The organism is Acidobacteriota bacterium, assembly GCA_018001935.1.
Classification (GTDB): domain Bacteria; phylum Acidobacteriota; class JAAYUB01; order JAAYUB01; family JAAYUB01; genus JAGNHB01.
In genome coordinates this window covers 1,091-21,749 of record JAGNHB010000062.1, presented here as the reverse complement: position 1 = coordinate 21,749, position 20,659 = coordinate 1,091, and the positions used below count along the sequence as shown (strand labels likewise).

The 20,659-nt window shown below is 66.7% G+C and carries 15 protein-coding genes; 3 read left to right on the top strand and 12 right to left on the bottom strand.

The window, feature by feature from the left end:
• Positions 1-420 precede the first annotated feature (420 nt).
• Positions 421-3,276 (bottom strand): hypothetical protein, encoded by a 2,856-nt coding sequence (locus tag KA419_17850; protein MBP7867798.1) that lies wholly within the window; start codon positions 3,274-3,276, stop codon positions 421-423.
• Positions 3,277-4,291: 1,015 nt separating this feature from the next.
• On the opposite strand from KA419_17850, the gene KA419_17845 reads away from it, so the two are divergent.
• Entirely contained in the window at positions 4,292-5,212 is a 921-nt protein-coding gene (locus KA419_17845; protein MBP7867797.1) for a hypothetical protein, read from the top strand.
• 749 nt (positions 5,213-5,961) lie between these two features.
• Here KA419_17845 and rpoD read toward each other — a convergent pair.
• The 3 genes from rpoD to fusA all read right to left on the bottom strand — a co-directional run bounded on the left by rpoD (position 5,962) and on the right by fusA (position 11,517).
• Positions 5,962-7,641, bottom strand: a complete 1,680-nt coding sequence (gene rpoD / locus KA419_17840) for an RNA polymerase sigma factor RpoD (protein ID MBP7867796.1) — start codon at positions 7,639-7,641, stop codon at positions 5,962-5,964.
• Positions 7,642-7,650: 9 nt separating this feature from the next.
• A complete protein-coding gene (locus tag KA419_17835) occupies positions 7,651-9,405 on the bottom strand; it encodes a DNA primase (GenBank protein MBP7867795.1) in 1,755 nt (584 codons plus the stop codon).
• A gap of 72 nt (positions 9,406-9,477) precedes the next feature.
• Positions 9,478-11,517, bottom strand: coding sequence for an elongation factor G (fusA, locus tag KA419_17830; protein MBP7867794.1), 2,040 nt, complete (start codon positions 11,515-11,517; stop codon positions 9,478-9,480).
• A gap of 309 nt (positions 11,518-11,826) precedes the next feature.
• On the opposite strand from fusA, the gene KA419_17825 reads away from it, so the two are divergent.
• Complete coding sequence (locus KA419_17825; protein ID MBP7867793.1) at positions 11,827-12,111, top strand: hypothetical protein; 285 nt, start codon at positions 11,827-11,829, stop codon at positions 12,109-12,111.
• Positions 12,112-12,264: 153 nt separating this feature from the next.
• Here the strand turns inward: KA419_17825 and KA419_17820 are convergent, their stop codons facing one another.
• From KA419_17820 to KA419_17785, 8 genes are all read right to left on the bottom strand, one after another.
• A complete protein-coding gene (locus KA419_17820) occupies positions 12,265-13,509 on the bottom strand; it encodes a tetratricopeptide repeat protein (GenBank protein MBP7867792.1) in 1,245 nt (414 codons plus the stop codon).
• Between the two features lie 131 nt (positions 13,510-13,640).
• Complete coding sequence (purQ, locus tag KA419_17815) at positions 13,641-14,318, bottom strand: phosphoribosylformylglycinamidine synthase subunit PurQ (protein MBP7867791.1); 678 nt, start codon at positions 14,316-14,318, stop codon at positions 13,641-13,643.
• Positions 14,318-14,563: a phosphoribosylformylglycinamidine synthase subunit PurS gene (purS, locus tag KA419_17810; GenBank protein MBP7867790.1), complete on the bottom strand. Its 246-nt coding sequence runs from the start codon at positions 14,561-14,563 to the stop codon at positions 14,318-14,320. Before purS ends, purQ begins: the two co-directional genes overlap by 1 nt.
• 92 nt (positions 14,564-14,655) lie before the next feature.
• Positions 14,656-15,615 carry a D-glycerate dehydrogenase gene (locus tag KA419_17805; GenBank protein MBP7867789.1) on the bottom strand — a complete coding sequence of 320 codons (960 nt, stop codon included), beginning with the start codon at positions 15,613-15,615 and terminating at the stop codon, positions 14,656-14,658.
• Positions 15,612-15,896, bottom strand: a complete 285-nt coding sequence (locus KA419_17800; GenBank protein ID MBP7867788.1) for a EutN/CcmL family microcompartment protein — start codon at positions 15,894-15,896, stop codon at positions 15,612-15,614. Before KA419_17800 ends, KA419_17805 begins: the two co-directional genes overlap by 4 nt.
• A gap of 219 nt (positions 15,897-16,115) precedes the next feature.
• Positions 16,116-17,162 (bottom strand): recombinase RecA, encoded by a 1,047-nt coding sequence (gene recA / locus KA419_17795; protein MBP7867787.1) that lies wholly within the window; start codon positions 17,160-17,162, stop codon positions 16,116-16,118.
• Positions 17,163-17,179: 17 nt separating this feature from the next.
• Entirely contained in the window at positions 17,180-18,364 is a 1,185-nt protein-coding gene (locus tag KA419_17790) for a tetratricopeptide repeat protein (GenBank protein ID MBP7867786.1), read from the bottom strand.
• Between the two features lie 315 nt (positions 18,365-18,679).
• Positions 18,680-19,054, bottom strand: coding sequence for a GxxExxY protein (locus KA419_17785; protein MBP7867785.1), 375 nt, complete (start codon positions 19,052-19,054; stop codon positions 18,680-18,682).
• 441 nt (positions 19,055-19,495) lie between these two features.
• Between KA419_17785 and KA419_17780 the strand changes: the two genes are divergently transcribed.
• Positions 19,496-20,296, top strand: a complete 801-nt coding sequence (locus KA419_17780; protein MBP7867784.1) for a 4Fe-4S binding protein — start codon at positions 19,496-19,498, stop codon at positions 20,294-20,296.
• Positions 20,297-20,659 lie beyond the last annotated feature (363 nt).

Sequence of the window (20,659 nt, the reverse complement as noted above, 5' to 3'; positions counted from 1 at the left end):
CAAAGCCGGAACCGCAAAAGGAAGATCCCTTCGCGAGGCTATGCCTCCGGACGTCTTTGCGGGAGCTTCAGGAGCACGGAACGCCCACCCCGGCAACGGGTGGGTGTCCTGGCCCTGAATCACGGGCGGGTGTCCTGAACCGGATTCATACCCGCCGCATCTTCACCCCGCCTAGGGGTGCCGGAGCCGTCCCTGCGCCCCGTCCGGGGCGCAAGTCCAAACCACCCGCGGCTTTCCCGGTGGGAGCACCGCCTCCGGCGGAGCACCCACCGGCTAATGTCCTCGGTCCCTCCGGGACCGCGGAGGTTGTCCGTGTGGTCGGAGTGGTTCGTGGTTCTTTTCCCTTTCGTGTATTCTGTGTATTTCGTGGTTCCTTCTCCGGTTTATCCGGGTTGGGTAAGAACGAAGCCGTTAAAGCGCTTACTTCGCTTCCACCCCGTCGCCCGGGGATTCGACCGTTGCCCGGCCCTCCTCCGCCGGTGCCGGTGCGCCAAGCTCCAGCTCCACCCGCGCCCGGAGCCCCTTCTCCTCGAAGGTCAGCCCGAAGTTCCCGAACCGGACCCCTCTGAGCGCCTCCGCGAGGGGCGGCCCGGGCCGGCGGTCCCCGGGGTGGCCGAACACGGTGGATTCCATGGTCCCGCAGGCTTCGTTCCAGCGGTAGGTCCCCCCGCCGGGGCACAGCAGCCGCACCCCCCACATCCGTTCGTGGACGGCCACCGGGTCCTCGCCGGGGAAGAGGCGTTTCCACTCGTTCAGGATGGGGAGGTTGTCCCAGGACAGGTTCCGGAGGTCCCGACGGTAGCTGTCCCCCAGGGCCGCGTCCACCAGGTCGAGGGCGCGGCCGTCCGCCTGGAGGCCGTAACTGCCGCCCAGCCAGGGGCGGGCGGGGGGCGGGACGGCTTCCCTCTTCTCCTTTCGTTCCTCGAGGGCGACCCGCTGGTCGATGCAGCGCTTGACCACGTCCTCGTTCAGGGTCAGCAGGAAGCTGTCGCGGGCGGCAAGATAGAAGAGGTTGAGTTCCGCGACTTCCCGAAAGTCCCGTCGCCCCTGCTCCGAGACGCCGATGTGGACGTAGGGGGTTTCCTTCCAGGTTCGCGGTTCCCAGACCGTCATCCCGGGGGCGGCCTGGTCGACGTAGGCGCGGAGCCCGGTCAGGAACACGACCAGCTTCATGGGGGAGGCGACTTCGGCGTAAAACCCGATGGGCAGGCGTTGGAAGTTCTTTTTGAGAAAGGCGTCCGCGTCGGGGGCGGCCTTCAGCTCCGCCCAGACCGGGTCATCGTCGAGAAAGACGGATACGCCCCGGCCCAGCCAGTTGAGCGGGTCCCCGAGGAGGTTGCCGGCCATTCCCCGGAAGAGGGTGAAGACCCGCCGCACCGGCTCGGACTCGGGATCGATGCCGACGGCCAGGTGGACCAGGGCGTCGTGAAGGCCGGCGCCGTCGGGGGCCAGGCAGCCCTTCTCCGTGAAACGGATCCAGTTGGCGTAGTCGGTGCCGAGGATCAGGGGCATCACCGTCAGGTCCACCCCCGTTTTCCGTGACTTGACCGTGAGGCGGACCGCGATGGGGTCGAAGAAGGCCCGCCAGTAGCCCTGGTAGCTGTCCCGCCAGCGCCCGTAGGCGTCGGCCTCCGCCTTGGTGACGGTTTTCACCGGGAGTTCCAGGATGGGGGTCATGAAGTTCAGGGTCCCGTAGGTGGAGGAGACGACCCGCCCGTTCCGGAGGGCGATCTCACCGAAAACCGACTCCGTCGCGGGGACGAGGACGCGGTCGGGGGCCTTGCCGGCGGCGGGCGTCGCGAGGTGCTCCGCCGTGCAGCCGGCCAGGACGGAGAGGGCGCGCACCCGGCGCGAGTCGGCGATGCGCCAGCGCGGGGAGCACCACCGGCGGATGGCGGCGTCGGTGAGGAGGAGAAAGGCGTCCTCCTCCGGGGCGCCGCGGGGGTAGCGGGCTCGAAAGTACACGTACTCGGGGGACGACCGGAGGGCGGGGACCTGGCCGCCCGCGGTTTCCGCGAGGCGGCGGAGCAGGGCGGGGGAGTTGGCGACCACCACCGCCCCGTCCAGCACCGCCAGGTAGGAGCTGACCGACCGGTCGGGCGTCCGGAGACCGCTGTAGAGAACGCCTCCCACCTTCCCGTCATCCGCGGCCAGCCCTGGCTTCCCGGCGGTCAGCGCGGCCCGCTGGGTCCGCATCAGGGCCTCGAGGACCTTCGGTTGATCGGTCTCGAAGAGCACGGCCACGTCGGACCCCATCCGGAGGTAGGGGTCGGAGCCGGTCACCGCCGCGCTCCGGATCAGCAGGCGCCCCACCTTCCGGCCCAGCTCGGTGAGGGGCATGCAGAGCATCTCCTGGTACCGGGCTTTCACGCCGTAGTCCTCGGCGCGCGGGTCGAGGAGCTGGAGCACCGGCGTCCCCCGGCGGTCGGCTTCCTCCATGACCGCCTCCAGGGACTCGAAGCGGGGGAAGAACACGGCGTGCTGGTCCGCCGGGATCAACCGGGAGAGGGGGTCCAGTTCGGGTTGCAACCCCTCGGTGAGGGGCCCCCAGTCCATCTCCCGCACGGTGACCCCGGGGATGTCCCGAAGTTCGACGATTTCCTTTTTGCCGTCCTCCCCGCGGAGGAGAAGGCCGCGGTCCAGTTGCAGGTTCTCGGCCAGGGCCCGACCGCCGGTGAAAAGGGAGAAGGTGTCGGCGAGTTCGCCGGTCCCGGGGCGCGGGGGAGGCGCGGGCACGACGGCTCCCGGTCCGGGGATTTTCTTGCCGGCGGCCGCGCTCGACGCCTCCGCCTGCCGGCGGAACCAGGCGGCGCCGGGCAGCCCGCCCTCCGCCAGCCGCCGGTAGTGGGCGTGCCGGGCCACGAAGAAGCGCCGCCGGGCCTCGGTTGACGAGGGGGCGGCGGGGACGGTGAAGGGGTGCGCCGTCAGCCGGCCCTCGGGGTAATCCGGCCAGAGGAGCCGGCCGGAGAGGGGGGCCCCCTCGGGGGCCCGGATGAGGATTTCACCGGTGCGGAGGGCCTCGTCCAGGTCGGACCAGAAGAGCGGCCGGTCCTCGAAGGAGAAGAACGCCTCGCCGCCGCCGTCCAGGGTGACCAGGGGGCGCAGGCGGAAGAGGTCGCGCCAGTTCCGGGTGGGGACGTTCCCGGCGTCCTGCCGGGGAGGGGCCCCCTCGAACGCGAGCTCCTTCAGCGGAAGGACACGGAAGTGGTCCCCGGCCCAGGCCGGGAGGCCGAGGCCGAAAAGGACCCACGCCAGGCACGGGAGAATGCGCTTCATGGGACCTCCTAGCGGAACGGGGTGCATCATTCCCATCATAAACCGTTTTTCTCCCGGCCGAAACAGTTTTTGACCTTTCCGACTCGCGACGCCGTCGCCCCCCGCGCGTAAACGTCGCCCCTTTGCGTCCTCACCCCGTCAGGGGTGAAACATTTGTAGTAAAACGGGTTATTCAAACACCCCCCCGCGCGCCGCCGGGGGGAGATCGTGCCGCGGGGCGCCATCCCCGGCCGGCGGCGCGCGGGGGGAGAGAGCTTTATAGCCACCTTTTCTACAAATACTTCACCCCTGACGGGGTGAAGAGGTAGAGGCCACGATCCTGGCGCGACGAAGGTGGGACGCGGGAGGGACGAGAGCGAAACGCGGGAGGCGGGAGGGACGTAGGCGAGACGAGGGTGGGACAAAGGCAGGACACGGGCGGGAGGATGGCGGGATTAGGACGGGACGACGGCGGGAAGAAAGGCGCTTCACACGAACCCTTGGTCAAGGCCGGTTGGTGCGTGGGGCTCGTCCCCCGGGTCGTTCGTGCCCGTCTGACCCGGGCCGGCTCCGAACGATTCGCCGCGAAGTTCGGGCCCACGTCGAAGTTTCCCTCCAGGCGTTCAATCTGTATGGCCGTGCCCCGAACGCTCTGCACCAGAGAACCCCGCCAGTTCAATCTGTGTAGCCACAATGCGAACAAATTGCTCAAAGGAACCCCGCCAGGGGTTCAATGTGGGAGATCAGTCAAGGTGCCATTCGGCAACAATGTTCGCCCCGTTTCTGAAAGCAATCAGCACATAAAAAACGCATTACAGACATCTCCCGCTCCTTTTCCGGCTGATGGTATCCCCGCGGTGCTCACCGTGGTGTGGAAGGGGACAAGGCGGCCGACCGACGGGGTGGGGGCGCCCCACCGACTCCGGTGCAAACCGCACCCGGGTGCGCCGGGAATCCCGCCCGTTCGGCGCCGTCGGCCCCGCGATCCGTCCGGGGTGGTGTATAATCGATACATCACACCGAGGAGGAGGACGCGATGAACAGGTGGATTGGGGTGGCGCTCTTCACGGCCGCGGCCCTGGCGGCGGCACAGGCCCAGACGGAGTCGGCCCTGCAGGAGGCTTTCGAGGGAAAAAAGGTCATCGTCAAGCTGGACATGCCCGGTTCCAGCGACGGCATCGACGTGTCGGTCCTCCCGGGGGGGCGGGGACGGGTGGATTACGGCAGCTACGGGAGCCGGCTGAAACGTTTCGGTGCCGCCATCCAGGACGGCGACACCGCCACGGTCACCAAGGTGAAGGTCAAGGGGAAACACATCGAGTTCCAGTTGGACGGGGGGGGCTTCGGCACCTTCGGCGACGACGCCAACCCCTACGTCGGCTGGACGCCCTGCTCGAAATCGGGGCGGGAGACTGATCTGGAGAAGCGCCTGGACAGCGAGACCAACCCCTACAAGCGGGACCAGATCAAGTCGGAGCTCAACGATCTCCGCTGGCGGCGGGAGCGCGAGGACGACCGCCGCCGCGCCCAGGCCGACGAGGCGAGCCGGGAGAAGGCCGTCGAGATCCGGGAGAACCGCCTGCGCGGCGGCTCGCGCTTCAACCTCAACTTCGGCGGCAAGCCGGGCGAGTCGGACCTCACGGTGGAGACCGTCACGGGGGCCCTGTCGGAGTACGTGATCTTCCCGTGGCAGCAGCAAGGCGACCCGCGGGAGCGCCAGAACGCCGGCGACGGGCCCGTCGGGGAGGTGATCCGACCCAGCCGGGCCAGTGCCGACCTGGAGAAGGGGATGAGCCTGGAAGACGTCGAAGTCGTTCTCGGGACGCCGGTTTCGGAAAAAGACATCCCGGAAGGGAGCCTCAAGGTCCACCAGTGCGTCTACGAAACGGGAAAGGAGCGGATCACCGCCGACTTCATCGACGGGACGCTGATCCGGTACACGGTGGCGTCGAGATAGGCTGAAGGCTGACAGGCTGAAGGTTGATAGGCTGAAGGTTGATAGGCTGAAGGTTGACAGGCTGAAGGTAGATAGGCTGAAGGTAGATAGGCTGAAGGTAGATAGGCTGAAGGTTGATAGGCTGAAGGCGCTCTAGCGCCTGCTCGTGTGGCATGCCCCGCCAGCGCCGTTCGTTGCGTCGGCTCAGCCTGTCCCTTTGGTCCTTTTGGTCCTTTTGGTCCCTTTGTCCCTTTGTCCCTTCGCGCCTGTGATTCATATTCCTGAAGACGCGCGGGTTGCGTCAGGGCCGCGCCGCTCCGGCAGCCTGCGCGGCGCGATCAAAGCGGCGCTCCGGCAGCCTTCGCGCCGCACTCCACAAGGCAGTGCCCGCGGCGCTCCGGCAGCCTTCGCCGCGTACACACAAGGAGGGGAGACGATCGCGGGTTGCGGGCTGTCGTCGCCAGGGGGGCCGCCAATCCCGGCAGTGACCGTGTTCCCGCGCGACCGCGACCACGACTGCGATTGCGACTGCGATTGCGATTGCGACTGCGATGGTGATGGTGATGGTGGCTGCGATTGCGACCGCGATTGCGACCGCGATTGCGACCGCGATTGCGACCGCGATTGCGACCGCGATTGCGATACCGACCCCGATACCGATACCGACCCCGATACCGACCCCGATACCGACCCCGATGGGAACCCCTCCGGACCTACAGCCTAACAGCCTAACAGCCTTCAGCCTAACAACCTTCAGCCTAACAGCCTTCCTACGTGCTCAGGAACGGTTTCAGGCGCTTGGAGCGCGAGGGGTGACGCAGCTTGCGCAGCGCCTTCGCCTCGATCTGGCGGATGCGTTCGCGGGTGACGTTGAACTTCTTGCCCACTTCCTCGAGGGTGTGCTCGCTGCCGTCCCCCAGGCCGAAGCGCATCTTGATGACTTCCATCTCGCGCAGGGTCAGGGTCTTGAGCACCTGGAGGGTCTGCTCCTTGAGGTTGAGGTTGATGACCGCCTCCGCCGGGCTCATGACGGCGTTGTCCTCGATGAAGTCGCCCAGGTGGGAATCCTCCTCCTCGCCGATGGGCGTCTCGAGGGAGATGGGCTCCTGGGCGATCTTGAGGACCTTGCGCACCTTGGCCACGGGCATTCCCATGCGCTTGGCGATTTCCTCGGAGGTGGGCTCGCGCCCGAACTCCTGGACCAGGGCCCGGGACGTGCGGATGAGCTTGTTGATGGTCTCGATCATGTGGACGGGGATCCGGATGGTCCGGGCCTGGTCCGCGATGGCGCGGGTGATGGCCTGGCGGATCCACCACGTGGCGTAGGTGGAGAACTTGTAGCCCCGGCGGTACTCGAACTTGTCCACCGCCTTCATGAGGCCCATGTTGCCCTCCTGGATCAGGTCCAGGAACTGGAGGCCCCGGTTGGTGTACTTCTTCGCGATGGAGACCACCAGGCGGAGATTGGCCTCCACCAGCTTGCTCTTGGCCTCCCCCGCCATGATCTCGCCTTCCTGGATGGCCTGGAGGGTCTGCTGGATCTCTTCCTTCTTGGTGAAGTACTTGGCCTCGAGGGCCTGGCACTTCCCCTGGAGGTGCTTGATCTGGAGGCGGAACTGCTCCTTCTTCCCCCGGTCCTTCTCCACCGCCTGGCCCAGCTTGCACAGGGCGATCTCCCGGACCATCTCGTCGACGTGGTTCTTGACCACCCGGATGGCGTTCTTGAACTGGTCCTTCTGGGCCGCGGTGAAGTCCAGTTCCCGGATGATGCGGGCGATGGGGATCTTGTAGCGCGCGAGCTTCAGGGAGAAGAGCCGCCAGGAGCGGCTCCCGGGCTCCTCTTTCCGCATCTGCCGGAGGATCACGTTGGCCTGCCGTTCGAGACCGCCCACCTCCTCGATCCGCTTGAGGGTGGTGGTGTAGCGGTCGGCCAGGATGTCCTCCTCGGAGCACTCGTCGTCGTTGAGGTTGACGATGTCCTTGAGTTTGCCGGGGTTCTCCTGGAGCACGTCCTGCAGCCGCAGCATCTCGTGGACCACGATGGACGAGCGCGACAGCGCCTTGAGCACCATGCGCTGGCCCCGCTCGATGAGCTTCGCGATCTCCACCTCGCCTTCCCGCTTGAGCAGGGGGACGGTGCCCATTTCCCGGAGGTACATCCGGACCGGGTCGTTGGTCTTCTCGGCCGCGTCGGCGGCGGCGTCGGCGTCCTCCACCGAGGTGCTGTACCGCTTTTTGGCGGGGAAGAAGTCGTCCGACTCCATGCTCTTCTCGCTGTCCACGACCTCGATGCCGTTGGACCCGAACAGGTCGAACAGGTCGTCCAGGTCCTCGGCGGAGCTGAACTTCTCGGGCAGCATGTCGTTGACTTCCTCGTAGGACAGGTATCCCTTCTCCTTCCCCAGGGAAATCAGCTCCTTGACCTCGTCGAATTTGTCCTCCAGAGACAAGCCGGCCTCCTATGCGTGGGTTTTGATCTGCGCTTCCAGGTCGCGGCGCTCCTGGATGAGGGTCCGGCACCGCTCCCGGTCCCCCGCCGCCTCCGCGTCCCGGATGGCCGCCTGGATCTCCTGGCGCCGCTTTCCGAGCAGCCGGGCGGACAGGGCGCCCAGGCAGTTCCGGGCCTCGTCCTCCAGGACGACCGTGTCGCCCTTCGAGAGCACGCGGTGGACCAGGAGACGGTCCTCCTCCGTCAGGGAGGCCTCGAGCGCCGCCAGGTCCAGTTTGCCGTCGGCCGCGGCCAGTTCCGCGGCCCGCCGCAATATATTGGATGTGGTCAGTCCATCGAATGTGACAGTGAAACCTGAAAATACGTGGCCCGCCCGCTCGGGGCACGTGAAGAGAAAGTGCAGGAGTTCGCGCTCGGCGGGGAGGAGGTCGGGGGCGGACGACCGGACCATGCTCTCCACGTTGATCTTGCGAGTCCTCAGGAAGAGGTTGAACTGCCGGAACACCGCGGACTCGTCCAGCTCGAGCCGGCCCGCCAGGAGGCTGACGTGACGCGAGCGCTCCATGGGGGAGGGCACCCGGGCGATGAAGGGGAAGAGGTTCTCCAGCAGCCGGGCCTTCTGCTTGACGGTGGGCTCCGCGCCCATCCCCTCGCGGCCCCGCCGGTACACGAACTCCAGGAAGGGCAGCGCGTCGGCCACGAGCCGGTGGAACCCGTCGGCGCCCTGCTCCCGGACGAAGACGTCAGGGTCCTTGCCCTGGGGCAGCCGGACGACCGCGCACTCGAAATCGCCCTCCAGGAAGAGTTCCACGGAACGGTAGGCCGCGGTGACGCCGGCCGTGTCGGGGTCCAGGCAGATTTTCACGTTGCGGGTGTATCGTCCCAGCAGCTTGACCTGGTTGGTGGTCAGGCTGGTCCCCAGCGAGGCCACCACGTTGCGGACCCCGGCCTGCCAGGGGGAGATCAGGTCGAAGTAACCCTCCACCAGCACGGCCTCGTCCCGGTCGCGGATCTGCCGGCCCGCCAGGTTCAGGCCGAAGAGGTGGTCGCCCTTGCGGTAGACGGGCGTCTCCTGGGAGTTGAGGTACTTGGGCTCCCCCTCGCCCAGGATGCGGCCACCGAAGGCCACGATGCGCCCCTGGTGGTCGCGGATGGGGACGATCACCCGGTCGCGGAAGTAGTCGTAGAGGCGGTCGGTCCGCTCGGAGCGGCGCGCCACCCCGGCGTCCAGCAGGTGTTTTTCCGACATGCCGAGCCCGCGGAGGTAGCTGACCAGGTGGAAACCGTCCCCCGGTGCGTAGCCGATCCCGAAGGCCTCGATGGTGTCGCCCCCGATGCGCCGCCGTTCGAGGTACTCGCGGCCGGGCCCCCCGCGCTCCGACTCCAGGGATTGCCGGTAGAAGCGGGCCGCCTCCTCCATGACCGTGTAGAGGAACTTTCGCTCGTTGTAGGATTTCTCCTCGTCGGGGGACTCGCGGGGGACCTTGAGGTGGGCCCGCTCGGCCAGCTGGAGGACGGCGTCGGGGTAGGAGAGGTGCTCCAGTTCCATGTACAGCGTGATGACGTCCCCACCCTTGCCGCACCCGAAGCAGTGGAAGATCTGGAGCTGTTCGTTGAGGGAGAAGCTGGGGGTTTTCTCGCCGTGGAACGGGCAGAGCGCGAAGTAGTTCCTTCCCTTCCGGACCACCTTCATGTACTGTCCGGCCACCTCGACGATGTTCAGGGCGCTCTTGAGCTCCTGGATGAATGTTGACGGTATCTTCATCACGACCGCCGGCGAATACAAATTAGATATTCTACATCAGGCGGGGTGAAATTCAAAAGAAAATCTTAAGGGTCAGGCGCTGGCGGCCTCGAAGTGGGAGAACTGCATGGAGAAGACACCGCGGCCCTGGGTGAGGGTCCGGATGGCGCGGGCGTACCCGAACATGCTGGAGAGGGGTACGTGCGCGTCGATGGCGGAGATGCTGCCCCGCGGCGTGATGCCCTGGACCTGCCCGCCGCGGGCGCCGAGGTCGCCCACGACCCCGCCCAGGTACTCCTCCGGGACCACGCACTCCACCGCCATGACGGGCTCGAGGAGGGATGGGGAGGCCTGCTGGACGGCCTTGAACAGCGCGTGCATGGCGGCGGCCTTGAGGGCCACCTCGGTGGATTGGCCCTCGCGGGTCCCCACCTCCTGCACGGTGATCCGCAAATCCACGAGGGGGTAACCCATGATCACGCCCCCGAAACAGGCGTCCCGCAGGCCGGCTTCGACGGCGTCCCGGAACAGCGGGGGCATCCCGTCCAGCTGTTCGAAGCCCTCGAAGCGGTTCCCGGTCCCGCGGGGCAGGGGTTCCACCTGCAGGCGGACCTGGGCGTACTGGTCCTTGCCGGCCACCTCGTGTTCGAAGGTGCCCGTCCCCTCGGCGACGTCGCCCACCGTCTCGCGGTAGACCACCTGGGGGCGGCCCACCGAGACCTCCAGCTCGTACTCGGTCTTCAGCCGGTCCACGATCACCTCGAGGTGGAGTTCCCCCATCCCGGAGATGATGGTCTGGCCGGTGTCGGGGTCCTCCTTCACCGAGAAGGTGGGGTCCTCGTCGCTCATCTTGTGCAGGGTGGCCTGCATCTTGTCCAGGTCGGCGTTCCGGCGGGGTTCGACCGCCATGGAGATGACGGGCTCGCAGGCGTCGATACGTTCCAGGAGCAGGGGGTGATCCTCGTCGCACAGGGTCTCGCCGGTGGCAGCTGACTTGAGGCCCATGACGGCCACGATGTTCCCCGCACCGATTTTTTCCAGGCGGGTCCGCTTGTTGGCGTGCATGAGGAAGATCCTCGCCACGCGCTCCTTCTCGCGGCGCGCCGGGAGGTAGACCTCCTCGCCGACCGTCAATACCCCGGAGTAGACCCGGACGAAGCTCATGCGCCGGCCCTCTTCCATCATCACCTTGTAGACCAGGGCGGCCAGGGGCTCCTTGTCGTCGGGGTGGCGGACTTCCGCCTGGCCGGTGTCGGGGTGCCGCCCGGTGACCGGGGGCAGGTCGAGGGGCGAGGGGAGGTACCGGCAGACGGCGCCGAGCAGCGGCTGCACGCCCCGGTTGCGCAGGGCGGCGCCGCAGAGCACCGGGACGAGCCGGATGTCCAGGGTGCAGCGGCGAATCGCCCGGTTGAGTTCGGGGATTTCCGGGGTGACCCCCTCGAGGTACTTTTCCGCGATGCCGTCGTCCACGTTCGCCAGGGTCTCCACCAGGTGGTCGCGGTGCAGGCGGACCTCCTCTTCCATGGCCTCGGGGACGGGGCTTTCCAGGACCTCGGCCCCCAGGGACCCCTCGTCCCACCGGTAGGCCTTGTGGGTGACCAGGTCCACCACGCCGACGAAGGTGTCGCGCTCGAGAATGGGGATTTCCAGCGGGAGGGGCACGGCGCCCAGCTTCTTCCGGATCTGCTCCACCACGGCGAAGAAGTCGGCCCCGGGGCGGTCCATCTTGTTGACGAAGGCCAGGCGCGGCACCCGGTGCTTGTCGGCCTGGTGCCACACGGTCTCGGACTGCGGCTGCACGCCGCCCACGCCGCAGAAGACCACCACGGCGCCGTCCAGGACGCGGAGGGACCGCTCCACCTCGATGGAGAAGTCCACGTGGCCCGGGGTGTCGATCAGGTGGATGTCGTGGCCGTCCCACTCGAAGCTGGTGACGGCGGAGGTGATGGTGATGCCGCGCTGCTGCTCCTGGAGCATCCAGTCCATGGTGGCGGTCCCGTCGTGGACCTCCCCCATGCGGTGGATCTTGCCGGCGTAGTAGAGGACCCGCTCGGTGACGGTGGTCTTCCCCGCGTCAATGTGGGCGATGATGCCGATGTTCCGGGTTTTTTCGAGCTGGGCGCGCGTGCTCATGACTATCCCCCAAAGCCTTTAATCTACACCAAAAAGCCCCCGGTGTCACGCGCTAATCCAGCGTGTTCCCCGCTCCCCCCATCGGTATCGGTATCGGTATCGGTATCGGTATCGCTATCGCAGTCGGACAAGGGATTTAGGCTGTAGGGGTTTAGGCTTTAGGTCCGGAGAGGGTGCCCTCCGTCGGATCGGTCAAATCCGACCGATCGGTCCGATCCGGGGGTAACCATGGCGCACCGGGAAAAGCCTTGCGTCCTCGGGCGCCCCGTGGCAGGATCACGCTTCGACATCCCGTTCCTCGAGGCAGCCATGACCCGAACCTACGTGATCTTCCTCAAGCAAACCAGGCCTTTCACGCCGGAGGTGATCCGGCGCCACGTGGAGCACTTGCGGGGGCTGGAACGGGACGGCCGGCTCGCCCTCTGCGGCCCCTTCGCGGACGGCGGGGGCGGCATGGTGGCCGTCCGCGCGGGTTCCACCGAGGAGGCCGATCACCTCGCCCGCCAGGACCCCTTCGTCGCCGAGGGCTTCGAGACCTTCGAAGTCCGCGAACTCATCGAGGCCAACGCCGCCAACGGCTACCTTCTGGGGTGACCCGGTCCCGCAGGGAGCCGGTGAATAGCCCCGGGCGCCAATCCGGGGTGAGGGTGAGCCGGGGACGATCCCGGACCCCGCAGGGGTCCCACGACCGTGGCCGGCGACCCGGCCCGCCGGGAAGGGGCGTTACCCGACCACATACCGGACAGTTCACTTCCCCCTGATGGCCGCCAGCAGTTCCTCGGCGCGCTGCTTCAGCGCGGAATCGTGCTCGATCACCCATACGAGGTGGGTTCGGGCCTCGGGGAACCGGCCGGTCTCGGCCAGGCACGAGGCGAGGGTGTAGTGGGCCATGCCGTACTGCGGGTCCTCCTTCAGGGCGGTTTCCAGGAGGGCGATCGCCTCCGGCATCCGGCCCGGCGCGTTCGAGTACACGACGGCCAGGTTGTGGCAAACTCTCGGGTGACGGGGTGACAGACGGAGCAGACGCTTCGACCAGTCCACCACCAGATCGTCTCGGCCAGTTTGCTGAGCACAATCAATGGCAAGAGCCATCAACCGTGGAGAGTTCGGGTCGGAGTTCATGTACTCTGTGTACATCGAGACCGACTTTTCGTGATCCCCTGCCTTCTCGGCCAAGTCTGCCAGTCTGACCTGTTCCGGCAGATCGTCTGTTACGGATATTTCGACGTCGGCCAGTGAGGCGATCAACGGGTATGGCGGGAACATCCGTTTCTGCGTCGTCGAAACGGCGGCCTTGAACGTGAGTTGATCCCCTTCCGGATCGGAGAGCTTTTTCACGACATGGGAGAAGGGGAGCAGACATACCGAAGCTCCCGTGGTGACCATGTCCGGGAATGACTGAATCGGGTTCAGCGGGGGGTAGAGCTTCCAGACCGCTTTCCGGTGTTGCACGAGCCACTCCCCCCAGAAGGCGCCCATGGTGTAGTAAAGCAACGGTTCGTTGGGGATCCGGATCTTCTCCCTTTCTTTGAAATACTGTTCCGATTCCGTCTCCGACAGGTCCGGGCGAAGGGATTCCCCTTTGAAAAACGGCCTCAACCGCTCGTCGATGAGATGTCCGTCGATGAACCGGTCCAGCTGCTCCGCCTGGGGATTCTCGAGCGAGAGTTCCGCCTGGAAGACCTCCCGGGCCGCGGCGGCGAAGGCCGCGGCCGCCTTCTTCAGGGACTCCCGGTCCGTGGGGAAATTCCGGAGGGTCCGCTTCAGGCCGGTCCCGGCCTCCAGCCGCGCCAGAAACGGCAGCAGCTCCGGCGGGGTCCGGGGCATGAACTCCGCGTAGGGTTTGTAAAAAGCCTGGATCTCCTTCGATTCAGCCCGGACATAGGGTTTCGGCGGTGCGGCGACGGACGGCTTTTTCTGGACCAGGGCCAGGGAAATGGCGATGGCGGCCGCGAGGACGAGGATCACCAGGACGAGCGCGACCTTGGGCATGGATGCCCCTCCTATAAAAAAGATCTCTTCAGAATCAAATCAATGAAGATGACATTTCGCCCTTGCGCCCGGAACCCGTTCGTGTGGTTGGTGTGGTTCGTGGTTGAAATCCGCTCCGGACGGGTCCGCGGTTACAGCAGCGACGCGAAGATCCGGCGGCCGTCGTCGGAGCCGGTGAGGGCCTCCACGGCGCGCTCGGGGTGGGGCATGAGGCCCACCACGTTGCGGCCCGCGTTGCAGATCCCGGCGATGTGGTCCGCCGAGCCGTTGGGGTTGGACGCCGCTCCCACGGTCCCGTCGGCGTCGCAGTAGCGGAAGACCACCCGGTCTTCGGCCTTGAGCCGGGCCAGGGTCTCGTCGTCGGCAAAGTAGTTGCCGTCGTGGTGAGCGATGGGGACGGACAGGACCCGCCCGCTCTCGCAAGCCCGGGTGAAGGGCGTGTCGGTGGTCTCCACGCGGATGTGCTGGGGCCGGCAGATGAACTTGAGCCCCTTGTTGCGCAGCATGGCGCCCGGCAGGAGCCCGCTCTCCAGCAGGATCTGGAATCCGTTGCAGATGCCCAGCACCTTCCCGCCGCCCTCGGCGAAGCGCACCACCGACTTCATGATGGGGGAGAAGCGGGCGATGGCGCCCGTCCGGAGGTAGTCGCCGTAGGAGAAGCCCCCGGGGAGGATCACCACGTCGCACCCCTGCAGGTCCTCGTCCTTGTGCCAGAGGTAGACCGTGGGCTGCCCCAGGACGTGCTTGGCGGCGTGGTAGGCATCGTGGTCGCAGTTGGACCCCGGAAAAACGACGACCCCGAATTTCATCACCCCTCCAGTTCCACCCGGTAGTTCTCGATGACGCCGTTGGACAGCACGGTCTTCGCCAGTTCGTCCAGCAGGGCCCCGGCCCGTTCGCGGCTCATGCTGTCCGTCAGCCGGATCTCGAAGTACTTCCCCTGGCGCACGTCGAGCACCTCGGCGTGCCCCAGGCTCCTGATGGCCCCCTGGACCGCCTTGCCCTGGGGGTCCAGCACGCCGCTTTTCAAGGTCACGTACACTTTGGCCCGCATCAGACACCTTCCGTTTCCGTCCGCCTGGCGGACAGGGTAGTCTCGGGGGTCTCCCCCGGTTCCCGGGGCCCTCGCCCCGGCGGCCCCGGCCCTCACCCCACGGGGTTGAGGGCGCGGCCGGTGGTGAAAAACGCCACCGCGTTGTCCACCGCCATGTTCACGATGGCGCGCCGGGCCTTTTCCGTGGCGGACCCGATGTGGGGAAGCACCGTCACGTTGGGCAGCGCCAGGAGCTCCGGCGGGATGGCCGGCTCCTCCGCGTACACGTCGAGCCCCGCCGCCGCCAGTTTCCCGGACCGCAGGGCCCGCGCCAGCGCGGCCTCGTCCACCACCGGCCCCCGGGCGGTGTTGACGAGGATGGCCCCGGTCTTCATCCAGGCGAAGGCGGCATCGTCGAAGAGCTTGCGGGTCCTCGGCGTCAGGGGGCAGTGGAGCGTGACCACGTCGGACTCCGCCAGGAGGTCCTCGAACGTTGCCCGCCGCGCGTCGAAACCGAGCGGGCCGGCGTCCCCCTCCCCGGACCGGGTGTAGAGGATGCGCATCCCGAAGCCGGCGGCCCGCCGGGCCACGGCCCTCCCGATGCGGCCCATGCCGACGACGCCCAGGGTGGCGCCGCCGAGTTCGAGGCCCAGGAGCAGTTCCAGGTCCCATCCCCTGAAGCGCCCCTCGCGGGTGAAGCGGTCGGCCTCCACGATCCGGCGGGAACAGGCCAGGACCAGGGCCATGGCCAGGTCCGCGGTGGCCTCGGTGAGCACCCCGGGCGTGTTGGTCACGATGACGCCGCGATCCCGGGCGTACTCCCAGTCGATGTGGTTGTAGCCCACTCCCACGTTGGCGATCAGGCGCAGGCGGGGATGGGCTGCATCGATCCAGCGTCGGTCCACCGTGTCGTTGAGGAGGGTGACCAGGCCGTCGCAATCGCCGAGCCCCGCGGGGACCTCCGCCGGTCCCGCGAACGGCGGGGCGACGCGGACGTCCCACCCCGCCGGGAAACGGGACGCGCCGCCGAAGGGGAGCGGGTGGGCCAGCAGGATCACGGGAGTGTCACTCATCGTGCGGCACCTTCCAGGAACTCGATCTTGTCCACCACCCCCACCACGGCGCGGTTGAGGGGCGCCTTGTCCTTCCCGACGGCGTTCCAGGAGGACCACCCCTCCTCGATGACCAGCACGAGGTCGCCGACGCCGGCGTCCACCGAGTCCGCGGCGATGTAGGGGTCGCCGACGGGCTCGAGGTCCACCTCCAGGGGCTGGACGTAAAGAAGCTTGAGCCCCTCGTACTGAAGGTGCTTGTGGGTGGACTCGATGTTGCCGATGACGCGGGCCAGAATCACGGGGAAACTCCAGGCTGTAGCGATTTAGGCTGTAGGCTGTAGGTCCGGACGGCACGGCCTGGTTGCCGTTGACCTCGAACCCTTCGGAACGGGTCGGAACCGGTCCTGATATTTGGACGGGTCATCCGAGCTTACCCTCCAGCGCGTTTATCCGTCATTCCTTCATCTGCGTCCTTGTTGGTGTGGTTCGTGTCGTTCGTGGTGATTGTCCTGTTGCGATCAGGCGTCCGCGGAGGCGTCCGGCGCGCCCTGGAGCAGGGCGGCGTCGGCGAAGCCCAGCCGTTCCCGGACGATGGACTCGATCTTGTTGCCGATGTCCGGGTTGTCCTTCAGGAAGAGCTTGGAGTTCTCGCGCCCCTGGCCGAGCTTGGTCCCCTCGTAGGAGAACCAGGCCCCGCTCTTCTCCACCAGCTTCATGTTGACCGCCAGGTCCAGCATGTCGCCCTCGCGGGAGACCCCCTCGCCCCAGATGATGTCGAACTCGGTCATCTTGAAGGGAGGCGCGATCTTGTTCTTCACCACCTTGAGCTTGGTGCGGTTGCCGATGTCGTTGTCCCCCACCTTGACGCCGCCGATGCGCCGGACGTCGATCCGGATCGTGGCGTAGAACTTGAGGGCCCGACCGCCGGTGGTGGTCTCGGGGTTGCCGTAGGTGACCCCGATCTTGTCGCGGACCTGGTTGATGAAGATCAGGCTGGTCTTCGACTTGGACACGATGGCGGTGAGCTTGCGCAGGGCCTGGCTCATGAGGCGCGCCTGGAGGCCCATGGTGGGGTCGCCCATGTCGCCTTCCAGTTCCACCTTGGGCACCAGGGCGGCCACGGAATCCACCACCACGATGTCGATGGCGCCGCTGCGCACCAGGACCTCGGCGATCTCCAGGGCCTGCTCGCCGGAGTCGGGCTGGCTGACCAGCAGTTCGTCGGTGATCACGCCCAGTTTCTTGGCGTAGATGGGGTCGAGAGCGTGCTCGGCGTCGATGAAGGCCGCGTAGCCGCCCATCTTCTGGCAGGCCGCGATGGCGTGCAGGGCGATGGTGGTCTTGCCGCTGGCCTCCGGGCCGTAGATTTCGGTGATGCGACCCTTGGGGATGCCGCCGACGCCCAGGGCCGCATCGATGGAGAGGATCCCCAGGGGGATGACGGGGATGTCCAGGTCCCGGGGCCGGTCGCCCAGCTTCATGATGGACCCTTTCCCGAACTGTTTCTCGATCTGGAACAAGGCGGTCTCGATCGCCTTGGATTTGAGGTCTTTTTCGTCGGCCATGATGTCCTCCTTGCGGACTACCCGTTGAAGTTCTGGATCTCGCTGATGAGCAGGGCCATGATCTCCTCCATGCGACGGCGGAGCAGGCCCGTGAAGTAACGGATCTGGGCCGGTTCCGTGTGGTCCGGGCCCGGGGTGGCGAGGCGCGAGATCACCTTCCGCCACTTGCGGTTGGCGGCCGTCGCCCGGCGGAAGTGCTCGTCCGCCTTGCGGGGCTGGTTTCGGCGGAGGCGGATCAGCCCCTGCAGAAAGGGTGCGAACCCCGTCTCGTCGGTGAGCGCGGAATTCTCCTCCAGCAGGGTCTCCGCGTCGGCCACCTTGTTCCCCAGGTAGAAGGCCATGGCGCTCAGCGGCGGGACGACGGGCAGCGGACGGCTGCGGCAGGCCTCGCGGAACGACTCCCCGGCCTTCTCGAACTCGTGCTTGAGGAAGTGGGCGGTCCCGGCGAGGAAGTGGAGGGTGAAGGAGCGCGGCGACGCCTCCCGGGCGGCCCGGAGCCGCTCGATGGCGGCGGCGGCGTTCCCCCGCTTGAGCTGGATCATGGCCGAGAGCATGTTGCCCCCCGGCCGGTCGGGGAAGCGTTCGAGGAGGCGCCGGTTGAGCTTCTCGGCGCCGGCCAGGTCGCCGCCGATGAAGAGGATCTCCGCCAGGGTCCGCAGGAGGACCGGGTTGACGGGGTCCATCTCCAGGGCGCGGTGCAGGCCCTCCACCGCTTCCCGGTGCCGGGACGTGTACAGCAGCGGCCAGGCGAACTCCACCAGGGCCGCGAAGGCCCCCGCGTCCTTCCCGTTGCAGTGGGTGAGCACGGCTTCCCGTCGCCGTTCGAGGAGGGCCTTCTGCTCCAGGCTGAAGCGCTTGAGGCCCACCTCCTCCTCCACTTCGCGGTGGAAGTGTTTCCGGTCGATCGTCCCGTTCTCTTCCAGGGTCTTCAGGAGCCGCTCCAGGACGACGGAGACCCGCAGGTTGAACTGGGACTGGAGTTCGAGGCTCAGATCGACCCCGTCCAGGCGTCGTTCCGAGAAGCGCCGGACGCTGTCCAGAAGGTTGAGGATCTCGAATTTGTCCTCGTCCTGGAAGTCCTCCATGGCCTCGAGCGAGGGCTGGGGGATGAGGGGGGGGAGCAGGGTGGCCCCGCAGCGGGCGCAGTGCACGCCGAGGTCTTCGTTGTTCCAGTGGCATTTCTGACAGAAGTTCATGTTCATCAAGCCTTCCGGGCGGCGGACGGCCCGCGTGCCCGTTCCGCGCATTCTACCCGATTTCGCCCCGACAAGCGACTGTTTTCTTGCCGGGGCGGAGGTGATACGCATTCGCGATTCACCCTCCCGAACCCGAACTCCCAACCACCCCGGTAGTTTTCACTTGCCCCACATGGTTTTTCCACGTATCCGTTCCCGGAATCACCGTTACCAATCTGCCTTCTGCTCCGTGGTCTGAGTAAAACCCGTCAACCACCTGATCTCCTGAATCCATTAGTGTGAATTAGTGAGATGAGTGGTTCAAATATCAGCGGTCGACCTTCACTTCACCATCCGTTTCCACTCCAGTTGGTCCAGGCTGCCGAAGTTCAGGAGATAGCCGACGCGTTTCCCGGAAGCTTTGAGGTATCCGAGCAATTGCGCCTCATGCTCGGGCGCCAGGGCTTTCACGGCCTTCAGTTCGACGATGATCCCCTCGAAAACCAGCAAATCGGGCCGGTAGCGCTTCTCAAGCACCACGCCCTTGTATCGGATCTCCAGTTCGGGTTTGGACGAGTACGGAATATTTCTCAAGCGGAGTTCGTGTTCCAGGCACTGGTGGTAAACCTCTTCCAGGTAACCGCTGCCCATACGGTTGTACACCTCGAACGCCGCCGCCATCAGATCGTACCCCTCCTGCTGCAGCAATGCATCCATGATCGCCTCCTCTAAACCACTAATCACACTAATCTTCACTAATCTGTATCCCGATATGCCCGATCCCGTTTGATCCCTTGGCAAAAACTCAATTGAAAACCGGTGCGATTCAAGCCCTGATCCTCCTGATTAGTGAAGATTAGTGAAATTAGTGGTCAAAATTTCCGGTATTAGGTTCTCCGTGATCCTCCGAAGTGTTCCTACCCTTACTAACGTTTCAGTGGAAAAAAATCCGAAAAAAAAGTGAGAAAACGCGAAAAAAACTTCTCCCGGTCTCCCGAAACCGGCCTGTAAAGGTCATTCCCGGAACCGTGCACGACTTGACACGTGTTTGCGCCGAAGGGACGGACTTCTTTTTCCTGCTCTTGACCCACGTCAATGTTTTGCCGGACCGCCGGCGGTATGCTGACCCCATGATCGGTTTGGGACAGGAGGAAGACAATGTCCACACGAAACATCATCAAGATCGACGAAGAGAAGTGCGACGGCTGCGGGCTCTGCGTGACCGCCTGCGCGGAAGGCGCCATCCGCATCGTGGACGGCAAGGCCAAGGTGGTGGGCGAGTCCCTGTGCGACGGCCTGGGGGCCTGCCTGGGGCACTGTCCGCAGGGGGCCCTCACCATCGAGCAGCGGGAGGCGCCGGACTTCGACCCCGTGGCGGTGGAGCGCCACCTCGCCGGGGAGGCGGCCCCGGCGGCGTCGGCCTGCCCGTCTGCGGCCCACGCCCGCCCATTCCACCCGGCGGGGGGGATCACGGGGCACGGCTGCCCCGGTTCGGCGGCCCGCACGCTCACCCGGACGGCGCCGTCCGCCGCGGACCTCGCGGTGGCGCCGCCCGCCGTGTCCCGCCTGGAGAACTGGCCGGTGCAGCTCCACCTGGTGCCGGTGCGGGCCGAGCACCTGCAGGGGGCGGACCTGGTGATCGCCGCCGACTGCGCCCCCTTCGCCTACCCGGACTTCCACCGGTCCTTCCTGGGCGGGAAGACGCTCCTCATCGGCTGCCCCAAGCTGGACGACACGGGGGCCTACCTGGACAAGCTCACCCGGATGTTCGCGGGGAACGCCCTCCAGTCCATCCACGTCGTCCACATGGAGGTGCCGTGCTGCTTCGGGCTGGTCCGTCTGGTGGCGGACGCGGTCCGCGCTTCCGGGAGGCCGGTGCCGGTGAAGGTGACGAAAATCTCGCTGGGCGGCGAGATCCTGGAACAGGCCGTCACGCACCCGCTGCCCCAGGGGGCCTGAAGTTCGCACGCGCCGTCCCGGCGCGGGGGTGAGGTTCGCACGCGCCGTCCCGGCGCGGGGGGGAGAACCGCAGGGGGGAGAGCGTCGCGGGGCGGAACGGGCTGTCCGCGTCGGGACGACGCGTACGAACGGGGAGGTTTGCACGCGCCGTCCCGGCGCGGGGGGGAGAACCGCAGGGGGGAGAGCGTCGCGGGGCGGAACGGGCTGTCCGCGTCGGGACGACGCGTACGAACGGGGAGGTTCGCACGCGCCGTCCCGGCGCGGGGGGGAGAACCGCAGGGGGGAGAGCGTCGCGGGGCGGAACGGGCTGTCCGCGTCGGGACGACGCGTACGAACGGGGAGGTTTGCACGCGCCGTCCCGGC